This window comes from Thalassospiraceae bacterium LMO-SO8 (assembly GCA_031655335.1).
GTDB lineage: Bacteria > Pseudomonadota > Alphaproteobacteria > Rhodospirillales > Casp-alpha2 > UBA1479.
In genome coordinates this window covers 2,296,856-2,317,463 of record CP134226.1, presented here as the reverse complement: position 1 = coordinate 2,317,463, position 20,608 = coordinate 2,296,856, and the positions used below count along the sequence as shown (strand labels likewise).

Here is a 20,608-nt window from a genome sequence, read left to right as displayed (position 1 = left end):
ACGGCATTAGAGGACGGGCGGGCCGGACCGCGCAAGTCTCCATCATCGCCAGAACGGTTTGGCGCACTCCCGGGCGGCCTCGGCAGGGCTGATGCCGATGTCCGTCAGTAAGCGCGTGTCCAACCGGGCGAGCGCCCGCCTCTGCCGCGCCTTATCCCGGCAGAGGCGCAGCCAGGCGGTCAGCCGGATACGCCACGGCCGCCGCCGCACGGCCCGGCGCGCCTGTTCAAGATCACAAGGATCGGGAATTCCATCGAACATCGGCCGGTTCCTTCGTTGAAAAATCATCGGCCGATGGTGCCGCCGGGCAGCGGCGGGGTCACGCGCGATCGCTTCGTCCGCGACCGAAGGTTCAGGAGGACAAAGGCCGCCCCCCGCGCCAACCCGGCAAGGTCATGGCGGCGACCCCGGCAATGACGCAGGCCATGCCCGCCCAGGCGCTGAGCGGCAGCGTTTCGCCCAGCACCAGCGCGCCCAAGGCAACCCCGATGGGAACCCTGAGATAGGCCTGCGCCGCCGTGCCGACGGACCCCAGGGACTTGAGCAGGCGAAAATAGATGACGAAAGCGAGCGCCGTCGACAGCACGGACAAGCCCAGCAACGCCAGCATCGAATCCGTTGACACCGAAAGCGTCCAGGGGCGGTCGATCACAAGGCTGGCCGGGATCAGCACGGCCCCGCCGGCGATCATCGATCCCGCCGCCGGAACGATGGCATGCATCCCGGAAAACCGCCGCCCGAACACGGCGGCCCCGGCGTAGCACACCGTGGCGCCGACGATGACGAGCTGCGAGATCAGCTCACGCGTGAGGCCCTCAAGGGCGTCCGTGCCGATCACCAGCACGATCCCCGCGAAGCCGAAGGCGACGCCAAGAAACTTGCGCAAGGTCCGCTCCCCCTCCAGCCGTAGGACCATGGCCAGCAGAAAGATGAAGATCGGCGAGGTCGAGTTGAGGATCGTCGCCAACGATGCGTCCACGGTCTGCTCGGCCCAGGCGATGGCCGTGAACGGCAGCACGCTGTTGAGGCAGGCCTGCACCATGAACGACCGCCAGGACGCCGCGTCGCGCGGCATGCGCAGACCGAGGGCGCGCATGACCATCAGCAGCACCATGCCGGCGATGGCCGTGCGCCCGGCGATCAGGGTGATCGGCGGGATCGTCTCGATCCCGACCTTGATGAAGCTGTAGGACGCCCCCCACAGGGACGCCAGAAGGACCAGCAGGCCCAGGTTCACGGCCAAATCCAGGGATGCGCGAGGAGTGGGAAGGGGCGCGACAGAGGGTGTTGTCATGGGAGATCCGAAACGGTTGCGGGACGACGCAGTCTGGCACGCATCCGGGGCAATCCTGCCGGAGAACACTTCGGCCGAGACCGAAGCATGTCTGCGTGCGGTCAGGCCCGGCGGCGGCTACAATCGTCCCATGACGACGGTGAACGCAATGAATTTGGCGGAGATCGGCAATCTGGTCGGCGACCTGACACGCGCGCAGATGCTGACGGCGTTGCTTGACGGACGAGCGCTGACGGCGGGCGAGCTTGCCTGGTGCGCCGGGATCATGCCGCAAACGGCGAGCAGCCACCTGGCGAAGCTTCAGGCCGCGGGCCTGCTGACCATGGAGAAACAGGGCCGTCATCGCTATTTCCGCCTGTCGTCGCCCACCGTGGCGGCCATGCTGGAAAGCATGCAGGTGGTCTGTGCCGTCGACACGCCACGGCGCATCCGCCCGGAAAGCCGCATGGACAGGGACCTGCGCATGGCGCGCAGTTGCTACGACCATCTGGCCGGCGTTCTGGGGGTATCCCTGGCCGATGCGTTGACCGACCGGGGGGCCATCGACCTTGCCGCCGACGGCGGCGTCGTCACGCCGGCAGGCCGCGACATGCTGGCCGGGTTCGGGATCGACCTGGATCGACTCAGCCAGCAGAAGCGCTGTTTTTGCAGGCCCTGCCTGGATTGGAGCGAGCGGCGCCACCATATCGCGGGCGCCCTGGGCAAGGGCTTGTCCGACCGGCTGTTCGAACTGGGCTGGGTCGTCCGCGTCCGCGACAGCCGGGTGATCCAGGTCACGCCCGAGGGACAGCGCGGATTGAAGGACACCTTCGCCATCGACCACCCGATATAAGGCTGTCTATACTCCCGGCATTGTATACAAAAAAAGCATCCCCGGGAGCATCCACGCATGAGACTGAAAGACAAGATCGCCATCGTCGTCGGTGGCGGGCAGCAGGCCGGCGAGACCATCGGCAACGGTCGCGCCACCGCCCTCCGCTTCGCCCAGGAAGGCGCGACCGTCCTGGTCGTCGACTACGACGAAGCCAGCGCAGCCGACACCCTGAAGATGATCACCGACGCCGGCGGCAAGGGATCGACCCTGCGGGCCGATATCCGCCGCGAGGACGACTGCCGCGCCATCGCCACGACCTGCGCCGACCGCTATGGCCGCATCGACGTGCTGCACAACAACGTCGGCCGGTCGCGCGGCGACAAGCCGACGACCGAGCTTGAAGCCGAGATGTGGGACGAGCTGTTCGAGCTCAACCTGAAGGCCATGTTCATGACCTGCAAGCACGTCCTGCCGGTGATGCGGGAAAAGAAATCCGGGTCGATCATCAACATTTCCTCGACCTCATCCCTGTGTTCGCGCGGCACCATCGCCTACAAGACGTCCAAGGGCGCCATCAACACCATGACCCACATGCTGGCCATGGAGAACGCGCCTTACGGCATCCGCGCCAACGTCATCATTCCGGGCCTGATCGACACCCCCATGGCGATCGAACGCCGGGCCCAGGAACGCGGCGTCGACCGCAAGGTCGTGCGCGAGGAACGCGACGCCCAGGTGCCGCTGTACGGCCGCATGGGCACGGCTTGGGACGTGGCCAACGCGGCCCTGTTCCTGGCCTCCGACGAAGCGCAATACATTACCGGCGTGCTGCTGCCCGTGGACGGCGGGATTTCGTCGAGAATCGGATAAGGGGCGTCAATCGTCGGCGGTGGTGCCGCGCCGGTCGGTTTGTTTCCGGCGGGGCCCTTCCTCGCGGCGGTCTTCGTCTTCGCGGCGATCCCCACCCTTGCGCCGTTCGGCGCCCTTGGGGCCGTCATCCCTGCGGCGGCGATCGCCTTTGCGCCTTCTTTTCTTGCGGCGGTCGCGTTTGCGGCGCCGGTCGCTGCGCATCATCAGATAGAAGACAAGCAGCACCGCGACCGCCAGAACCACCGCCGTGATGGCGACGACGGCCGCGACCCAACGCCAGAAATCGACGGCATCCGGTTCGGCGACAGGCGGCGGAACCTCACCCTTGATCCGGGCCATGACCTCGGCCGCCAGGTCGGGCCGCTCGATCTTCGCCGCCTCCTTCATGACCGCGCCGGGCATGGGAAAATCGTGACTGCCGGGACACAGTCGGAAGATCATCAACGGATCGGCCAGGGTCAGGTGACGGATCTCGGCGTTGCCCCTGGTGCTGTGCAGGCTCAAATAGGTGGTCGTCAGCTCGCTGTCGTCCTCGCGCTTGAGCACGAAGGACACGTCATCGACCCTGCCGTTGGCGTCCGCATCGACGGTGAAGGCCCGGGCGAACCGGAACCTTTCCTTGTCGAGTTCGACCCAGGCCGGCTGCCACAGGTCGGAAATCTCGAAATTGCAGGCGCCGGGCTTGCCCTTGGGCGGCGGCGCCTTGATCTCGGTCTTGGTCAGATCGATCTCGGGCTCGGGTGCCGCGCGCATCTGCGGATGCGTCTCGAACGGCTTGTCGGTGTCCTCGGCGGACGCCGCCGATGTCTTCGCCGCGTCAGGGGCCGTCGCCTTCGACGCGTCGGTCGCCAGCGAGCGCACGGGCGCCGCCATGGCGTCGCTGTAGCGCGCGGTGACCGCGTCGCCCGGCAGGGACCGCACGGTGGTGCAGTCTTCCAGTTGTTCCAGGCGTTTTTGAATTTGGTTGGTCGGGCGGCTGCTTTCCGTGCGGCCGAGCGACAGATGCACGGCAACCAGCTTCTCGCGCCCGAACATGGGCTCCAGGGCACGGTACAGATCGCTCGCCAGGTTCATCATGTCGTACTGCCATTTCGCATCGGCGAGCTGGCGGTTGTAGGTATTGACCAGGAAGATGCTTTTGACCTCGGCCTGATTGGCGCAGACCTCGCGCACGGCCTCCTTGGTCACGGTCATGAAGAAATTCACGATCCGCTTCACGATCTTGTTGTCGGGCGTCACGAAGGGCATGGCCTGGGGCCGCATGCGCACCGTCGCGAATTCTTCCGCGGCGGCGGCGGGCGCAAACAGAGACAGCCCGCCCGCGATCAGCAAAACGGCGGGAAGTATCCGAAACAGACCTTCGGCACGCGTCAAATACCCAGACGACATGGCAGCTCACCCTTACATGCTGCCCCCAAGGACGCCGCCGTATGATGGCCGGTTCAAGGTGCCGGCCTTGTCGATGTTGCGAATGGGCCGACGGCGCCGAGAGAGAGCATAGAACAGGCCGCGACGGCGCCAAACCCATTTCCGGTCCGAAAATGCTTAGGGCCGGGCGCCCAGACATCCCTCGAAGGCCCGCAGATTGGCCGTCATCATGTTCCCGTAGAGGTCCGGGCCGGGCGCGAAACCAGTACCCAGGGGGTCGAGAACGCCGATCCGCGCCTGAGTCCCCTCGATCAACGCCGTGACGAGACGCGACGGAAACTGCGGCTCCGTGAACAGACAGGCGGCGTTCAACTTGACCATGCGCGCCCGCAGTTCGGCGATGTGGCGGGCCCCCGCCGGGCGATCCGGATCGACGGCAAGGATGCCCCGGGCCGTCAGTCCGAAGCGATACTCCAGATACTGATAGGCGTCGTGAAAGACGATGAAGGGCCGATCCTTGAGCGGCGCCAAACGCCCCATAAAATCGGCGGTCAGGGCATCGATCCGGTCCCGCGCGGCGGCGGCGTTGCGGGCGTAGATATCCTTCCGCGCCGGATCGGCGGCGATCAGGGTATCGGCAATGACGGCAAGCATCGCCTTGGCGTTTTCCGGATCAAGCCAATAATGGGGGTCGTCCGCATTCGCCCCCTGACCATGGTCATGGCCATGATCGTGATCGTCGCCGCCAAGATGGCGAACGGGCAGGCGGACAAGGCCCGATGCACGCGACAGGGCGACCACCCGGGCCGCCTTGGCGATTGTGGCGATCGGCTTGGCCAGGGCGGATTCCAGCCTGCCGCCGATCCAAAACACGACCTCGGCCTCGGCCAGCATGCCGGCCTGCGACGGGGATAGCGCGAAACCATGCGGCGACGTGCCGGCCGGAATCAACAGCCGCGGCGCGCCGGCGCCCGCCATCACCTGGGCGGCCAGAGAATGCAGCGGTGCGATGGAGGCCGTGACCCGCAGGTCGGCCCCGGCGGGGCGCGGCGCACACAGCACCGCAAGCAGCAGGATCAGCGGGACAAACGCAGCACGCGGACGGGCGTGGCCGGCATTGACAGGGGCGCTCATTGGACTATGTTCCGCCTTTCGTCCGGAAATGTTATAATGTAACGTTCGTGGCCGGGTGTGACTTACACGATCCCGCCCGCGCAAGTAAACAGGAACCTGCTGGCCATGCCCCGAACCGCCCGCGCCGTCGCCCCCGACATCACCCCCGGTACACCCGGCCGCGTGCTGTTCCGCGCCACGGGCATCGGCGTCAAGCGCGGCGGCGAGTGGCTGGTCAAGGGTGTCGACCTGACCCTCAACCCCGGCGAGATCGTCACCCTGATCGGCCCCAACGGCAGCGGCAAATCGACCACGGCCAAGGTCGTGCTGGGCCTGCTGCGGCCCGACGCGGGCAGGATCGAGCGCGCGGCGGCCCTGCGTGTCGGCTATGTCCCACAGCGCCTGACCATCGACGATACCCTGCCCTTCACCGTCAGGCGCCTGATGACCATGACCGGGCCGGCGGACGACGACGCCATCGCCCGGGCGCTGACCCGCGCCGGGGTCGGCCATCTCGCCGACGCGGCGGTGCAGCGCCTGTCCGGCGGCGAGTTCCAGCGCGCCCTGATGGCCCGCGCGATCCTGCGCCGACCCGACCTTCTGGTCCTGGACGAGCCGGTCCAGGGCGTCGACTTCGCCGGCGAGGTGGCGTTGTACGAACTGATCCGCGACATCCGCGACGAACTGGGTTGCGGCATTCTGCTGATCTCCCACGACCTGCATTTCGTGATGGCGGAAACCGACCGGGTGCTGTGCCTGAACCATCACGTGTGCTGCGCCGGAACGCCGCAGTCCGTCGCCGCCGACCCCGAGTACCGCCGCCTGTTCGGCCCCCGCGCGGTCGAGGCCCTGGCCGTCTACCAGCATCATCACGACCATGCCCACGGCCCGGACGGCGAGGTCATCCCCCTGGCCAGCCGCGACCCGGCGGCCCATAGCCACGGCGACGGCGCCGTGTGCCGCCTGGACCATGAGCACGAACACGATCACGGTCATCACGGTTCCGGCCATGACGCCGACGACATCCATCCCATCGACCCCGCGAGCGCCACCGATGGTCAGTGAGTTCATTCTGCGCGCGGCCCTGGCCGGCATCGGCGTCGCCCTGGTGGCGGCCCCTCTGGGCTGCTTCGTGGTGTGGCGGCGCATGGCCTACTTCGGCGATACCATGGCCCATTCGGCGCTGCTGGGTGCTGCGGCGGCCATCGCCTTCGACATCGACGCGACGCTGGGCGTATTCGTCGTCTCGGTGCTGGTCGCCCTCGCCCTGTTGGCGCTGGAACGGCGCGGCGGCCTGGCGACGGACACCTTGCTTGGCCTGCTGTCCCATTCGGCCCTGGCCGTGGGTCTGGTGGTCATGGGGTTCATGACCGGGCTGCGCCTTGATCTGTTCGGCTATCTGTTCGGCGACATCCTGGCCGTCGGCACAAACGACCTGATCCTGATCTGGGGCGGCGGCGCCGTGATCCTGGCCGTTCTGCTGCGCATCTGGCGGCCGCTTCTGGCCGCCACGGTGGCCCCCGACGTGGCCGCGGCCGAGGGCATGAACCCGGCGCGCCAACGTCTGATCTTCATGCTGCTGCTGGCCGGCGTCATCGCCATCGCCATGAAGATCGTGGGCATCCTGCTGATCACCGCCCTTCTCATCATCCCCGCCGCCGCCGCGCGGCGGCTTGCCCATACACCGGAATCCATGGCGATGATCGCGGCGGGTATCGGCGCCCTGGCCGTGGCCGGCGGGCTGGGGGCGGCCGTCGCCGCCGACACCCCGGCGGGTCCGACCATCGTCGTCGCGGCCCTGGCCCTGTTTCTGATCGGATTGATTCCCTGGCACGGAAAGGCGCTCGACCATGGTTGACCATGTGCATCTCGACGGCCCGGCCCTGACCCGCAATCAGCAGGCCGTGCTGACGGCGCTGAAGGGCGCGGACAAACCGCTTACGGCCTATGACGTCCTGGGCCTGCCGGCCATCCGCAAGGCCGGCATGAAGGCACCCCTGACCATTTACCGCGCACTCGACAAACTGATGGACCGGGGCCTGGTCCACCGCATCGAAAGTCTGAACGCCTTCATCCATTGCGATCACGGCCCCCATGACCACGCGACCGGATTTCTCATCTGCACCGATTGCGGACGCACCCTGGAGGTTCACCTGGAATCCTGTGAAACCCATCTTGCCGGGCGCGCGCGGGACCAGGGCTTCGCCGTCGACAACGTGCGGGTGGAAATGACCGGCCGCTGCCCCGACTGCGCGGCGCGGGCCGCCGCCCCCTAGCCCTTTCCGAGCCGGCCCAGGTCCGCCGCAACCTGCGTGGCGACGGACCGCCAGTCGCCCAAGGCAGGCTGACGGTAAAGACACAGGCTGTCGTACCAGGGCGTCGTCTCGCCGGACAGACCCCAGCGCCAGTCGGGCACGAAGGGCAACAAACCCCAGACGGGCCGCCCCATCGCCCCCGCCAGATGCAGGACCGCCGTGTCGGCGCTGATCACAAGGTCGAGCCCAGCGACGACCGCCGCCGTTTCCGCAAAGGTCCCGAGCCCCGGCGTCTCGGCGAACAGGTCCGGTCGCCGGGCCATCTCCGCCGCGTCGTCGGGCCTGAGCCCGACCTGCAGGTTGACGAAGCGGATGCCCGGGACATTGAACAAGGGGGCGAGCTCGGCAAGGCGCAGGCTGCGCGCCCGGTCACGGCGGTGGGTCGGGTTGCCGGCCCAGGCCAGCCCGACGCGCGGCCCCGCATTCTGCCCGTTATCGATGGACGGCGCGCACAGATAGGCCGCGCCGGAAATGTCGCCGGCCGTCAGGTCGAGCACCGCCCCCAGGCTCATCAGCGGGCACCACAGGGGTGCTTCCGGCGGGGCGGCGGCATCGACGATGTCGATGTCCCAGCCCTGGGCCGCCATCAAGGCCGTCAGCGGCCCCGGCACGGCCAGCACGGGCACGCCGCCCCGGTCCCGCACCCGGGAGGCGAAGCGCGCGAACTGAATGACGTCGCCGAACCCCTGTTCAGGGATCAGCAGCACGCGTTCACCCGCGAGGGGTTCGCCGTTCCAGCGCGCCCCCCGCAGTTTCGCGATGTTCTGGAATGCCAGGCGCGCCTCGTACATCGGCCAGCCGGCGGCGGTCTCCCCCGCCATCAGATGCAGGACAGACCTGTTGAAACGCGTCCGCGCGTCTTCTGGATCGAGGACCAGGGCGCGGTCGAGGGCCGCCGCCCCGTCCGCGTAGCGGCCCAGGTCCGTGCAGGCGATGCCCAGGTTACACCAGCCCGCGGCGAACTCCGGGTCCGCCGCCACGGCGCGGCCGTGCAGATCCGCCGCCGCCACATAATCGCCCTGCCGATGACGCACGATGCCCAACCCGTCGAGAGCCCGGGCGTTGGCGGGCTCGGTCTGTAGGACCGCCGCAAACGCCTCGGCGGCCGCGCCCAGGTCTTCCGCGGCAAGGCAAGCGCGGCCCAGGTTGTTGCGGATCATCACCTCGTCGGGCATGAGGGCCGCCAGACGCGTCAGATGGGGCCGCGCCCCCGCGACGTCGCCGGCGGCGAAACACAGGTTGGTCAGAATCATCAGGGCCCCGGCATGGGCCGGGTCGTCGGCCAGGACTTGTTCGGCCGCCGCCTTTGCCTCGGCGCCGTGGCCCGCGCGCCAGGCGGCCTCGGCCTGCTTGAACAGGGTTGCGATGTCGGCCACCCGGCGGCCCTAGAAGGTCTCGACCCAGGGCCGGATTTCGACTTCCCAGGTCCAGGCGGAGCGATGCTGCTTCAGGACCGCCATGTAGGTTTCGGCGATGGCGTCGGGTTCCAGCCACTTGTCCGGCTGGTCCGCCGTGTTCTGCCGCCCGTCCCGGTGCTTGGCGGCGATGCCGCCGTCGATCACGAAATGCGCGATGTGGATTCCCTGCGGGTGCAGTTCACGGGCCAAACTCTGCGCCAGGCCGCGCAGGGCGAACTTGCCCATGGCGAAACTGGACGACCGGGGATAGCCCTTCACGCTGGCGGACGCCCCGGTGAAGAAGATCGCCCCTTCGCCCGCCGGCAGCATGCGACGCGCCGCCTGCTGGGCGACCAGGAAGCCGCCGAAGGCGGAAATCTCAATGGCCGTCTTGACCTCGACCGGGTCCAGATCGGTGACGGCGCCGGGGGCGCGGCGCGAGGCGTTGTACAGCACGAAGGCGGGGGCATCGCCGGATTGGTCGAGAGCCGCGAACAGGGCCGCGACCTGGTCCGGGTCCGTGGCGTCGCAGGCATGGGCCGTCGCCCCGATTTCGGCGCAGAGACTTTCCAGCTTGGCCGTGTTCCGCGCACTCAGGAAAACCCGCCAGCCGTCCGCCGCCAGTTGCCGCGCCACGGCGGCGCTGAGCCCCGCGCCGGCGCCGACGATAAGCGCGCGCTTTCCATCCGTCATCTCTGCCGTCCTCCCTTCCGGTTTCCCTCAACCTTTACCCCCCGCCGCCGGTCAGCGTCCAGCCCGCGTGGGGCCGATCACACATGCGTTCGGCGCCGTGACCGGAAATTTCGCTGGTGGATGGGATTTCAGAATCGCGCGGACCCCGAAGACGCGCCCGACGCGTCGCGTCAGTCGCGCCCGCGCTCGATCAGGCGCCCGTCGTCGCCCAGGATGCGCACGGCGGCGTCGCCGCCGGCCAGCACGTCCCAGTCGACATCGCCCAGAATGCCCTGGGCCGCGCCGGAATCCGTTGGGGCTGGATAGGTTCCCGGCCCGGGGCGGGCGGTGCCGGGGAGCAGACCGCGGTCCCCGGGCCGGGGCTCTTCGTTGGATGAGCGAAGAGCGAGCGCCGTATCGCCTGCCGCGTCACCACGGGCGGTGACGGGGGCGAAATTCCTGTCTTCATCCCTGTTGGCCGCACGGGCGGCCGGGGCGGTCTTCCGGTTTCCGGAAAGGACGCCGTGGATTTCCGCAGCCACGTCGGCGACAAGTTTTTTCAGAATACTCATTGCCCCGCCCCAACTGCGCAACCGTACAATACTTGCTTAATTATTACTTTAGTCTAGGTGGTAAACAATTATATTATTTGTTTATAATTTTTGAATATATTTCATATTTACTTGAATAAAATTTCCTTCAAATTTTATCCATCTCGCGTTCGGGCTGAAATGAATGCTGTCCGCTGTTGTTTGCGGCGAGGGCCTGACATAGAAAAGAGGCCGAGGAGAAACCCCATGTCCCAGGGTCTCAGGACCGTCGTCGTCATTCCCGCCCGTTGGGGCTCGACCCGCTTTCCCGGCAAGCCGCTGGCCACCGTGGCCGGGGTTCCCATGGTGCAGCGCGTCTGGGCGCTCGCCTGTGCGGCCGAGGGCGTGACCAACGTCTGCATCGCCACCGACGACGCGCGCATCGCTGAGGCCGCCGCCGCATTCGGCGCCGAGGCGGTGATGACGCCCGCCGACTGCCGCAACGGCACGGAGCGGGCCCATGCCGCGGCCCAGGCCATGAACAGCCCGCCGGATGTGATCGTCAACCTGCAAGGCGATGCCGTGCTGACCCCGCCCTGGGTGATCGCCGCCGTTGCCGGCGCCTTTGCCGATCCGGAGGTTCGCATCGCCACGCCGGCGGTAGCGCTGAGCGACGCGCAGCTCACCGCCCTCGAAGCCCACAAAAAGGACAGCCCGGCCAGCGGCACCACGGTTGTCCTGGATAACCGTTCGAACGCGCTCTACTTCTCCAAGGCCATCATCCCCTTTCGCCGTACCGCCGCCGCGCCGGTCCACCGTCATGTCGGAATCTACGGCTACCGGCGCGAGACCCTGGCCGGGCTGGTCGATCTGCCGGAAAGCACTTTGGAAAAGACCGAAGGCCTGGAGCAGCTGCGCGCCCTGGAGAACGGCATCCCCATCCGCGTCGTGCCCGTGGACTATGCCGGGCGCACCCATTGGTCCGTCGATAGCCCCGCCGACCTGGCCGCCGCCGAAGACCTGATCGCCCGCGAGGGCGAACTGCTGACCGCCTATGACGGCACGGGCGCCGTCCGTTCATGAAACTTCTGCTGGTCCGCCACGGCAACACTTTCGAAGCAGGCGAGACGCCGGTTCGCGTCGGCGCCAACGAGGACCTGCCCCTGACCGCCACGGGCGAGGATCAGGCCCATGCGCTGGCCACTGAACTGAAGGGGGCCGCTATCCGTCCCACATTGTTCGTCTGCGGACCGCTCAACCGCACCCGTCGGCATGCGGAGATCGTCATGAAGGATCTTGCCGCCTCGGGCGCGGCCGAGATCGACCCACGGCTGACGGAAATCGATTACGGCCCCTGGGGCGGGATGAGCGATCAGGACATCGTCGCTCGCTTCGGCCCGGCGGCGGCGCGTGAACTCGCCGCCTGGGAGAACGAAAGCCGCTGGCCGACGGAAACCGCCCGCTGGATGCCCGGCGCCGAGACGGTGACGCGCAACCTCCGCAATCTGACCGCAGAACTGGCGGGCCGGCTTGGCGCGGACGAAACAGCGCTGATCTGTTCTTCCAACGGTATTCTGCGCTATTTCCTGGATCTGACCCCGGAGGGCCTCGCCGGCCATCAGGCGGCGGGCAAGGCCAAAATGGCGACGGGGGCGGCGTCGCTGCTCGACATCACGGACAAGAACGCCCGCGTCCTGTTCTGGAACGTCAAGGCTGGCACGCCATTGCCCAACGTACACTGATCCCCGCCGGGATGACGAATGAACTCCCATCACCGCCGTGTTCGGCCCGTGACGCAACAAGACATCACCCCCCCGCTCGCCCTCTCAGATCAAGAGCGGCGATGCAAGGATGGAACAGCCCCTGACACGACGGGAAAATTCCGCGTGATTGCGGGATCGGACACCGAAACAGTCGACGGCATCATCCGGCCCTAAAAAGGGCCGGACGCGCCAGTCGTACTTATTTCTTTGCTGCGCGTTTTTTGGCCGCGGGCTTCTTGGCCGCCGCCTTCTTCGCCGCAGGCTTCTTGGCAGCAGCCTTCTTCACCGCGGGCTTCTTGGCCGCCGCCTTCTTCACCGCGGGCTTCTTGGCAGCCGCCTTCTTCGCCGCGGGCTTCTTGGCAGCCGCCTTCTTCACCGCAGGCTTCTTGGCAGCCGCCTTCTTCACCGCAGGCTTCTTGGCAGCCACCTTCTTCGCCGCAGGCTTCTTGGCAGCCGCCTTCTTCACCGCAGGCTTCTTGGCAGCAGCTTTCTTCACCGCGGTTTTTTTGGCCACCGGCTTTTTCGCAGCGGGCTTCTTGGCCGTCGCGGGCTTTGCCGCCGGCTTCTTTGCCGCAGGCTTTTTAGAAACTGTTTTCTGAGGTCCGGCCATTGCATGCCCCCCTTAATCGTTGAACAAATGCGGCCCGAGTATTCACAGGCCGCGCCACCAGTAAATATGACATTTTTATCCTTTACGATCCATGTACCATTTATTCAGCCAGCCAAAATGCTAGATTTTGCGTTCTAACTCGCTTATCAAGCGGCGCGACTTCCGCGCGAATCGACACGCTGAAACTGGACAATGGGGAAGAGCGTTCATGCACAAGTCACTCGTTATTGCCCTCGCAGCAGCCACTGCTTTTGGGCTCGCCGCATGCGGCAAGAAAGAGCCCAGCACGCTGACCTTCGATCAAGCCGCGCAGGAATTGGCGAAAGGCGCCGACAGCTTCAAGGCCTATGTGAAGGGCCTCGACAACAAGCTGGTGAAATGGACGGGCACGGTCACGGAAACCCGCAGATGGCACGAAGACGATTACGCCCCCGCCGCCGGCATGCTGGTCGACATGGACGGCGCGCCGGGACCGGAGTTGTTCGTCAACATCGGCGTCGACAACCTGGAGACCGCCAAGACCGGCGCCAAGGTTTCTTTCACCGCGCGCCTGATGGAAGGCATCGACGAGAAGGGCAAGCTTCTCATCAAGATGAAGGTCGAAGAGTTCCACTAAGCGCCGGCACGCCTACGCCCGACTGAGAATCAACAGCAGGATCGCCAGAATGATCAGGGCGATGCCGATCACTTCGAGGCGGGTCACCTTCTCTTTGAAAAAGAATATCGACGCCGCGAAGGTAAAGACCAGTTCGATCTGCCCCAAGGCGCGGACATAGGCCGCGTTCTGCATGGTGAAGGCGAGGAACCAGGCGACCGACCCCGCCATGCCCACCGCCCCCACCGCGGCCGACCATTTCCAATGGACGAACACGGCCTTCAAGGTCGGCGCCTCTTTCCACGCCAGGTAGGCACCCATGGCGATCGTCTGGATGACCAGCGACACCGCGAGGGTATAGGCGACCGTCATCGCTAGGTCGTCCCATTTCAGCGACAGCGCCGCCCCCCGGAAGAACACCACCGACGCGCCCAGGAAGGCGCCGCAGACAAGCCCGATCACCGTCGCCCTTTCCGTCACCCCGGATATCAGCGCCTTCAGCGACACCTTGGACTGGCCCGCCGACAGCACGACGACGCCGACACCCGCCAGCGCAATGGCGGCGGCGGCGGTGGTGGTCACCGTGTCGCCGAGAATGAGAAACCCCAGAACGGCGACCTGGAATACCTCGGTCTTGGAAAAGGTCGTCCCGACAGCGAAGTTGCGGAACTGAAACAGGTACAGCAACAGCACGGTGAAGATGATTTGGCTGGCGCCGCCCAGCACGCAGTACATCAGGAAGGTGGTGTTGAACACGGGCAGATCCTTGCCCACGATTTCGTGCAGCCCCCACAGATAGACCAGCGAAAAGGGCATGGCATAAAGGAAGCGGACATAGGCCGCGCCCAGGGTCGAGAGCCGCCCCTTCAAATGCTTCTGCAACGCCGAACGCGCATTCTGAAGAAATGCCGCCAGGACGGTGATCGGTATCCAGAGTTCCATGTGTTGGGGGGCCTTCGTCGGGGTGGGTTTTCATCCATACCCCGTTCACCCCCATCAGGAAATGCAATTTTCCCGCCCGGCGCGACCGCCGATATGGGCTTTGGCCGCGACGGCGAAATTATTTTGTCTTATTTTGCATATAAAAATGTTGCTAACGCGCTCGTATATTGCGACTAATTAGCATCAATGCATCTAAATACGTACCATTGCATTCACGCGTACCGGATCGGCAGGCAGACCGATACTACAGTGGCCCTTGCCCACAACACCATCCTCGGCGCCACCCGCTGACAACCGCGTCGGCGCCTTGAAAACCAAAAAGGGACGCGCCATGGCCGACTCTGATCTGATTGTCCTGCGGTCAAAGGCGAACCCCGACCTTTTCATCATCACCGAGCGCAGCCGCTATCGCGTGGCCATGGATGCCTTTCATGCCAGCGATCCCGACGACAGCCTGATCCACGTGCCGCCCGACCGGGCCCAGGCCCTGCTGCGCGGAATGGCCGATCTGGCCTACGCCGTGGATACCATCAACACCAAGGGGCTCTACCGCTACCAGACCAATTAACGCCTGTCTCACCCCATTTCATCGCCGATCCAGCCAGACATCTTTGAGGGAAGGGAGGGTGCGATCGAGGATGTCCAGCACGTGAATTTCTACAAGAGCCTCGCCGTTGCCGGCGGCGTTACCGGAACCATTCTGGGTGCCGTCCTGCTGACTGGATTGATGACCGACCAGAAATTGGCTTTGGAAAACAAAGAGTTCAAACGCCCCCAGACCCTCCGCATTCAGGCGATCCCCATACGTTTGGGCGGCTACAGCCTGAAATACAAACGAGGGGCCGGCGATATCGTCATGCTGTCCGTATCGGTCACGGTTCCTGGCCGCGCAGAAAGGGATCTGGTCTGCCGTCTGGCCCCGCGTCTGGTATCGACCGTCACCAACGACGTCACCATTCGCTATTCCGACGTCGACGAACTGCGGACGGATCTGACCAGGGCTCTGCCCGAACACCTGCGTCGGCGATTCAACCTTGCCCTGAACGGGAACCTGATCCAGAGCGTGACCGTGGACAAGGTCGAAGCCGGGAAACTTCCGCCGCAATCGACCTGCACCGACGCCCCCTGAAAGGCCGCGCGGCACCCCACCCTCTTTGCGGGGCGGCGGCCCGGTGGTATCTGTTGAGCCGACAACAGGAAACGAACGGGGGAACACCCACCCGTGAGCAGGGCGGACAACATCTTCGAACAAGGCCTGGAACGCACCCCGGCCAATCATCAGCCGCAAACGCCGCTGAGCTTCCTTGCCTGGGCGGCGTCAGTCTATCCCGATCAGGTCGCCGCCATCCACGGCCCCCGGCGCATCACCTACGCCGAGATGCTGGTCCGCTGCCGCCGGCTTGCGGGGGCGCTCGCCGCACGCGGCATCGGCCGAGGCGACGCGGTATCGGTCATGGGGGCGAACACGCCGGAACTGCTCGAAGCGCATTTCGGCATTCCCATGGCGGGCGGCGTGCTGAACGCGCTGAACACGCGGCTCGACGCGCAGACCATCGCCTTCATCCTGGACCATGCGGAAAGCAAGCTGCTGATCACCGACCGGGAACACGCACCCGTCATCAAGGACGCACTCGCCAAGCTCGGCCGGAAAATTCCCGTCATCGACATCGACGACGCGGAAACCGAAGCCCAGGGCGGCACCCGGGGCGGGCATCTGGGCGACATGGATTACGAGGCGTTCCTCAAGACCGGCGATCCCGAGTTCCCGGTTCATCCGCCTGAAGACGAATGGCAGGCGATCTCGCTCAATTACACCTCCGGCACCACGGGCAACCCGAAGGGCGTCGTCTACCACCACCGGGGCGCCTTCGTGACCGCCATGGGCGGCGCCCTCGTCTCCAAGCTGGACCGCCGGTCGCGTTATCTGTGGACGCTGCCCATGTTCCACTGCAACGGCTGGAGCTATCCCTGGTCGATCACCGCGGCGGCGGGGACCCACATCTGCCTGCGCCGGGTCGATCCGGCCCTGATCTTTTCCATGATCGCGGAACACGGCGTGACGCATATGTGTGGTGCACCCATCGTGCTCAACATGCTGATCCACGCGCCGGACAACGTGAAGCGGACGTTCGATCAGGAAGTGCAGGTGTTCACCGGCGGCGCGGCGCCGCCCTCGGCGGTGATTTCGGGCATGGAAAAGATGGGCTTTCGCGTGACCCATCTTTACGGGCTCACGGAATCCTACGGGCCCTCGACCTATTGCGCCTGGCAGGACGCCTGGGACGATTTGGACCCGGATGCCCAGGCCCAGAAGATCAGCCGCGCCGGGGTGCGCTATCCCACCGTGTCCGGCCAGACCGTGATGAACCCCGACACCATGGAAACCGTGCCCGCCGACGGCCAAACCATGGGCGAGATCATGCTGCGCGGCAACACCATCATGAAGGGCTATCTGAAGAACCCGGCCGCGACCGAGGCCGCGTTCCAGGGCGGCTGGTTCCACACGGGCGATCTTGCCGTCCTGCATGCCGACGGCTATGTGGAAATCAAGGATCGGTCCAAGGACATCATCATTTCCGGCGGCGAGAACATCTCGTCGCTGGAGGTCGAGGAATGCCTCTACCGCCATGCCGATGTGATGGAAGCCGCCGTGGTCGCCAAGACCGACGAAAAATGGGGCGAGACACCTTGCGCCTTCGTCACCCTGAAGCCGGGCGCGGAGGACCGCATCGACGCCGCCGCCATCATCGAATGGTGCCGCGCCAACATGGCCCATTACAAAGCGCCGCGCCATGTCGTGTTCGGTCCCCTGCCCAAGACGTCGACGGGCAAGATCCAAAAGTTCGTGTTGCGCGACCGCGCCAACGACACCGACCAGGAGATTTAAGTCATGACCCGCTTTTTCCGCGACGACCTTTTGGCCGACCGGGTGGCCCTGGTCACCGGGGCCTCGTCTGGCCTGGGTCGCCGTTTCGCCGAAGTGCTGGCCGCCCACGGCGCCGCCGTCGCCTGCTGCGCCCGGCGGCGGGAAAAGCTCGCCGAAACGGTCGATGCGATCACCGCGGCGGGCGGACAGGCTTTGGCCGTGGAAATGGACGTGACCGACCGGGAATCCGTGGCCGACGCCTTCGAGACCGCCGACCGTGCCCTGGGCCAGGTCACGATCCTCATCAACAATGCGGGTCTTGCCTCGACCGGCCCGGCCATCGATCTCGATCCCGCGACCTGGGACCAGACCATGGCGACCAACCTGACCGGTGCCTGGACCGTGGCCCAGCGCGCGGCCAAGGACATGGTCGCCGCCGGCCGGCCGGGCACCATCGTCAACGTCGCCTCCGTCCTGGGCCTGCGTCAGGCGGGCGGCGTGATGCCCTATGCGGTGTCCAAGGCGGGAATTGTTCAGATGACCAAGTCTCTGGCGCTCGAATGGGCGCGCCACAGGATTCGCGTCAACGCCATCGCCCCCGGCTACATCGAGACGGACCTGAACCGGGAGTTCCTGGAAAGCGAGGGCGGCCAGACGCTGATGAAACGCATTCCCCAGCGCCGCTTCGGCAAGCCGGAGGATCTTGATGGTGCCCTGCTGCTGCTGGCGTCGGACGCATCGGACTTCATGACCGGCGAGGTTGTCGCCGTCGACGGCGGCCACCTCGTCAACACGCTGTAGAAAAGGATTTCGCCATGCCCTTCGCCACCGCCGACGACGGCACGACGCTGTATTACGCCGACGAGGGCGTGGGCGAGGCAATCCTGTTTCTCCATGAATACGGCGGCGACCCTCGAAGTTGGGAGCCCCAGGTCGAGGCCTTCGCCAAGACCAACCGCTGCATCGTCACCGCGTCCCGCGGCTACACGCCGTCGGGCATCCCGGACGACCCCGCCGCTTATTCCCACGACATCGTGGCCGAGGACGCGCGCGCGGTGCTCGACCACCTGGGCATCGACAAGGCCCATGTGGTCGGCCTGTCCATGGGCGCCTATACGGGCCTGATGCTGGCACTGCGCCATCCGGACCGGGTTCTCACCTTGACGGCGGCGTCGGGCGGATCGGGCTCGCACCCCGAGGACAATCCCGGCTACCGCGCCGAATCCCAGCGCCTGGCCGACGCCATCGCCGGCGCCGACGGCTTTCCCGCCGACGATTTCGCGGGCGGGCCGACGCGCCTGCAATTGAAGCGCAAGGACATCGGGGCCTGGGAAAAATTCCGCGACGAGCTTGCCGAACACGACGTCACGGGCGCCGCCCACGTGCTCCGTCAAATCGTCGGCGGCCGGCCGTCGCTCTATACCTTCCGGGATCAGCTGGCCGCGTCGTCGACGCCCGTCCTGTTCATGGTCGGGGACGAGGACGAGCCGGTGCTCGACATCAACCTGTGGCTGAAACGCACCATGCCCGGCGCCGGGCTGGAGGTCGTGCCGAAATCGGGGCATCTGTTGAATCTGGAGGAACCCGCCGCCTTCAACCTGCGCATCAAGCGGTTTCACCAATGGGTCGCGGAAGGGTCCTGGCCGCTGCGCGACATGTCGACGGTGGGCTTCAGCGGCGTGGCCCCGGCCCAGGACCGGACCTAGGACTCAGTTATCCCGGTCTTTCAGAAAGCGGTCGTGCTCGATATTCAGGGACCAGTCGAATGCCACGGCGAATCCGCCATCGAACACGCGGGCCACGCGTCCCGGCACTTTGGCGCGGCCGCGAATGACCAGCAAGATCTCGTCATCGACCTGAACCGGATTATCTTGGGCTTGGCTTCCCTCGGGATAGAGAACCGATGCCCCACCCACGGACATGTCGTGCAGCTTGCCGCCCCGGTAAGGGCCGCCGCCGTTGACCTCCACGTTCCCATGCACGACGGAACGGGGGTTTCTGCGGGAATCTTTTTGTTCGTTCAACATCATGGCGGTTATCCTTAGCATCAAAGATCCCGCCCTCAAGAGCCGTCGTTTTCATCTTATGAAGCACATTCTGGGCCAGAAGCCTGATCCCTCCCTGACAGGCGCCGAAAACAAGGTAAATTTCCCGGCCCACTTCCGGTTTTTCGGGCAAGTCTGATAGTCTCGCGGCCCGCCGTCGGGTGACCATGGCCCGCTCCCAATCGCAGAATGACAGGAACCCGCCTTCATGGATTTCAATCTGACACCGGAAGTGAACGAAACCCGGCAGGCCATCCGCCGGTTCGTCGCCCAGAACATCCTGCCGTTGGAGGCCGACCCCGCCAGCTACGACGATCATGAGAACATCCGGCTGGATCTGCTGGACGATCTGCGCGCCAAGGCCAGGAGCGAGGGGCTCTGGTCATTGTCCATGCCGACGGCCCGTGGCGGGCGCGGATTCGACACGGTCGGCATGGCCGCCTGCTACGAGGAAATGAACCGTTCCATCTTCGGGCCCGTGGTGTTCAACGCCGCCGCCCCGGACGACGGCAACATGTTCGTGCTCAACAAGGTCGCGACCGACGCCCAGAAGGAACAATGGCTGCAGCCGATCATCGACGGCGCCGTGCGGTCCTCCATCGTCATGACGGAACCCGCGCCCGGCGCCGGGTCCGACCCATCGGGCATGATGCAGACCCGGGCCGAGAAGAAGGGCGACAAGTGGATCGTCCACGGCCGCAAGTGGTTCATCACCGGGGCCGGCGTGGCGTCGCACTTTATCCTGTTGGCGCGCACGTCCGACGACGCGCGGCGCAACCTGACCGCCTTCCTGTTCCACAAGGACCAGCCGGGCTGGAAGATAGAGCGCCGCATCCCGATCATGGGGCCGGAAGAACACGGCGGCCATTGTGAGTTGACCTTCGACGGCCTGGAAATTCCCGACGAGAACCGCCTGATGGGCGTCGGCGAAGGCATGAAATGCGTACAGATCCGCCTCGGCACCGCGCGCCTGACCCATTGCATGCGCTGGCTCGGCCTGGCCAAGCGGTCGTTGGAAATCGCCGACGAATACATCTCCGGGCGCGAGGCCTTCGGCACCCGACTGGCCGACCGGGAAAGCGTGCAGCTGCTGCTGGGCGAGGCGGCCAAGGAAATCCAGATCGGCCGCCTGCTGACCATGCATGCCGCCTGGACCCTCGACCAGGGCAGCCGCGCCCGGGCCGAGGTTTCGACCGCCAAGGTCCAGGTCGCCGACACCCTGCACACATGCGTCGACACGGCGGTGCAGTTGTGCGGCGCCAGGGGCTATTCCAAGGATACGGTCCTGGAATGGATCTACCGCTACGCCCGCCAGGCGCGGCTGGTCGACGGCGCCTCCGAAGTTCACAAGATGGTCCTGGCCGGCCAGTTCCGCGAACAGGGCCTCGATTACTGGCATTGGGGCTGAGGCCGC

General features: G+C 65.9%; 24 protein-coding genes. 14 read left to right on the top strand and 10 right to left on the bottom strand.

Going from position 1 to position 20,608, the window contains the following annotated elements; all coding sequences use genetic code 11:
* Positions 1-42: 42 nt before the first annotated feature.
* Together RJ527_11225 and RJ527_11220 are read right to left on the bottom strand one after the other, a co-directional pair.
* Positions 43-261, bottom strand: a complete 219-nt coding sequence (locus tag RJ527_11225; protein WND74611.1) for a DUF1127 domain-containing protein — start codon at positions 259-261, stop codon at positions 43-45.
* Positions 262-352: 91 nt separating this feature from the next.
* The gene (locus tag RJ527_11220; protein WND74610.1) at positions 353-1,294 is read right to left on the bottom strand and encodes an EamA family transporter; all 942 of its coding nucleotides are present in this window, start codon (positions 1,292-1,294) and stop codon (positions 353-355) included.
* 16 nt (positions 1,295-1,310) lie between these two features.
* Here RJ527_11220 and RJ527_11215 point away from each other — a divergent pair, with 16 nt between their 5' ends.
* The gene (locus tag RJ527_11215) at positions 1,311-2,126 is read left to right on the top strand and encodes a winged helix-turn-helix domain-containing protein (GenBank protein WND74609.1); all 816 of its coding nucleotides are present in this window, start codon (positions 1,311-1,313) and stop codon (positions 2,124-2,126) included.
* A gap of 57 nt (positions 2,127-2,183) precedes the next feature.
* Positions 2,184-2,978 carry an SDR family NAD(P)-dependent oxidoreductase gene (locus RJ527_11210; GenBank protein ID WND74608.1) on the top strand — a complete coding sequence of 265 codons (795 nt, stop codon included), beginning with the start codon at positions 2,184-2,186 and terminating at the stop codon, positions 2,976-2,978.
* A gap of 6 nt (positions 2,979-2,984) precedes the next feature.
* Here the strand turns inward: RJ527_11210 and RJ527_11205 are convergent, their stop codons facing one another.
* Together RJ527_11205 and RJ527_11200 are read right to left on the bottom strand one after the other, a co-directional pair.
* Entirely contained in the window at positions 2,985-4,367 is a 1,383-nt protein-coding gene (locus RJ527_11205) for a hypothetical protein (protein WND74607.1), read from the bottom strand.
* A gap of 156 nt (positions 4,368-4,523) precedes the next feature.
* A complete protein-coding gene (locus tag RJ527_11200) occupies positions 4,524-5,480 on the bottom strand; it encodes a zinc ABC transporter substrate-binding protein (GenBank protein ID WND74606.1) in 957 nt (318 codons plus the stop codon).
* 105 nt (positions 5,481-5,585) lie between these two features.
* Here RJ527_11200 and znuC point away from each other — a divergent pair, with 105 nt between their 5' ends.
* From znuC to RJ527_11185, 3 genes are read left to right on the top strand one after another with little or no spacing between them, the layout of a single operon-like run.
* The gene (znuC, locus tag RJ527_11195) at positions 5,586-6,524 is read left to right on the top strand and encodes a zinc ABC transporter ATP-binding protein ZnuC (GenBank protein ID WND74605.1); all 939 of its coding nucleotides are present in this window, start codon (positions 5,586-5,588) and stop codon (positions 6,522-6,524) included.
* A complete protein-coding gene (locus RJ527_11190; GenBank protein ID WND74604.1) occupies positions 6,514-7,317 on the top strand; it encodes a metal ABC transporter permease in 804 nt (267 codons plus the stop codon). The genes znuC and RJ527_11190 overlap by 11 nt, the downstream gene beginning before the upstream one ends.
* Complete coding sequence (locus tag RJ527_11185; GenBank protein ID WND74603.1) at positions 7,310-7,735, top strand: Fur family transcriptional regulator; 426 nt, start codon at positions 7,310-7,312, stop codon at positions 7,733-7,735. The genes RJ527_11190 and RJ527_11185 overlap by 8 nt, the downstream gene beginning before the upstream one ends.
* Here RJ527_11185 and RJ527_11180 read toward each other — a convergent pair.
* The 3 genes from RJ527_11180 to RJ527_11170 all read right to left on the bottom strand — a co-directional run bounded on the left by RJ527_11180 (position 7,732) and on the right by RJ527_11170 (position 10,415).
* On the bottom strand, positions 7,732-9,150 hold the full coding sequence (locus RJ527_11180; GenBank protein WND74602.1) for a tetratricopeptide repeat-containing glycosyltransferase family protein: 1,419 nt from the start codon (positions 9,148-9,150) through the stop codon (positions 7,732-7,734). The two genes, RJ527_11185 and RJ527_11180, sit on opposite strands and share 4 nt — an antisense overlap.
* Positions 9,151-9,159: 9 nt before the next feature.
* Positions 9,160-9,864, bottom strand: coding sequence for an SDR family NAD(P)-dependent oxidoreductase (locus RJ527_11175; protein ID WND74601.1), 705 nt, complete (start codon positions 9,862-9,864; stop codon positions 9,160-9,162).
* A 170-nt stretch (positions 9,865-10,034) separates the two neighbouring features.
* The gene (locus tag RJ527_11170) at positions 10,035-10,415 is read right to left on the bottom strand and encodes a hypothetical protein (GenBank protein ID WND74600.1); all 381 of its coding nucleotides are present in this window, start codon (positions 10,413-10,415) and stop codon (positions 10,035-10,037) included.
* A gap of 225 nt (positions 10,416-10,640) precedes the next feature.
* Here RJ527_11170 and kdsB point away from each other — a divergent pair, with 225 nt between their 5' ends.
* Together kdsB and RJ527_11160 are read left to right on the top strand one after the other, a co-directional pair.
* Complete coding sequence (gene kdsB, locus RJ527_11165) at positions 10,641-11,456, top strand: 3-deoxy-manno-octulosonate cytidylyltransferase (GenBank protein WND74599.1); 816 nt, start codon at positions 10,641-10,643, stop codon at positions 11,454-11,456.
* A complete protein-coding gene (locus RJ527_11160; GenBank protein WND74598.1) occupies positions 11,453-12,115 on the top strand; it encodes a histidine phosphatase family protein in 663 nt (220 codons plus the stop codon). Before kdsB ends, RJ527_11160 begins: the two co-directional genes overlap by 4 nt.
* Positions 12,116-12,335: 220 nt before the next feature.
* On the opposite strand, the gene RJ527_11155 is transcribed toward RJ527_11160, so the two are convergent.
* Positions 12,336-12,746, bottom strand: coding sequence for a histone H1-like repetitive region-containing protein (locus RJ527_11155; GenBank protein ID WND74597.1), 411 nt, complete (start codon positions 12,744-12,746; stop codon positions 12,336-12,338).
* 208 nt (positions 12,747-12,954) lie between these two features.
* Between RJ527_11155 and RJ527_11150 the strand changes: the two genes are divergently transcribed.
* Positions 12,955-13,362 carry a hypothetical protein gene (locus RJ527_11150; GenBank protein WND74596.1) on the top strand — a complete coding sequence of 136 codons (408 nt, stop codon included), beginning with the start codon at positions 12,955-12,957 and terminating at the stop codon, positions 13,360-13,362.
* A gap of 12 nt (positions 13,363-13,374) precedes the next feature.
* Here the strand turns inward: RJ527_11150 and RJ527_11145 are convergent, their stop codons facing one another.
* Positions 13,375-14,283 (bottom strand): EamA family transporter, encoded by a 909-nt coding sequence (locus RJ527_11145; GenBank protein WND74595.1) that lies wholly within the window; start codon positions 14,281-14,283, stop codon positions 13,375-13,377.
* A 331-nt stretch (positions 14,284-14,614) separates the two neighbouring features.
* Between RJ527_11145 and RJ527_11140 the strand changes: the two genes are divergently transcribed.
* From RJ527_11140 to RJ527_11120, 5 genes are all read left to right on the top strand, one after another.
* Positions 14,615-14,851 carry a hypothetical protein gene (locus RJ527_11140; protein ID WND74594.1) on the top strand — a complete coding sequence of 79 codons (237 nt, stop codon included), beginning with the start codon at positions 14,615-14,617 and terminating at the stop codon, positions 14,849-14,851.
* An 81-nt stretch (positions 14,852-14,932) separates the two neighbouring features.
* Entirely contained in the window at positions 14,933-15,412 is a 480-nt protein-coding gene (locus RJ527_11135) for a hypothetical protein (GenBank protein ID WND74593.1), read from the top strand.
* A 93-nt stretch (positions 15,413-15,505) separates the two neighbouring features.
* A complete protein-coding gene (locus RJ527_11130; GenBank protein WND74592.1) occupies positions 15,506-17,170 on the top strand; it encodes an acyl-CoA synthetase in 1,665 nt (554 codons plus the stop codon).
* Between the two features lie 3 nt (positions 17,171-17,173).
* On the top strand, positions 17,174-17,950 hold the full coding sequence (locus tag RJ527_11125) for an SDR family NAD(P)-dependent oxidoreductase (protein ID WND74591.1): 777 nt from the start codon (positions 17,174-17,176) through the stop codon (positions 17,948-17,950).
* Positions 17,951-17,964: 14 nt separating this feature from the next.
* Positions 17,965-18,855 (top strand): alpha/beta hydrolase, encoded by an 891-nt coding sequence (locus RJ527_11120; GenBank protein ID WND74590.1) that lies wholly within the window; start codon positions 17,965-17,967, stop codon positions 18,853-18,855.
* Positions 18,856-18,858: 3 nt separating this feature from the next.
* Here the strand turns inward: RJ527_11120 and RJ527_11115 are convergent, their stop codons facing one another.
* Positions 18,859-19,179 (bottom strand): PilZ domain-containing protein, encoded by a 321-nt coding sequence (locus RJ527_11115; protein WND74589.1) that lies wholly within the window; start codon positions 19,177-19,179, stop codon positions 18,859-18,861.
* Positions 19,180-19,402: 223 nt separating this feature from the next.
* On the opposite strand from RJ527_11115, the gene RJ527_11110 reads away from it, so the two are divergent.
* Positions 19,403-20,602, top strand: coding sequence for an acyl-CoA dehydrogenase family protein (locus RJ527_11110; GenBank protein ID WND74588.1), 1,200 nt, complete (start codon positions 19,403-19,405; stop codon positions 20,600-20,602).
* Positions 20,603-20,608: the final 6 nt, after the last annotated feature.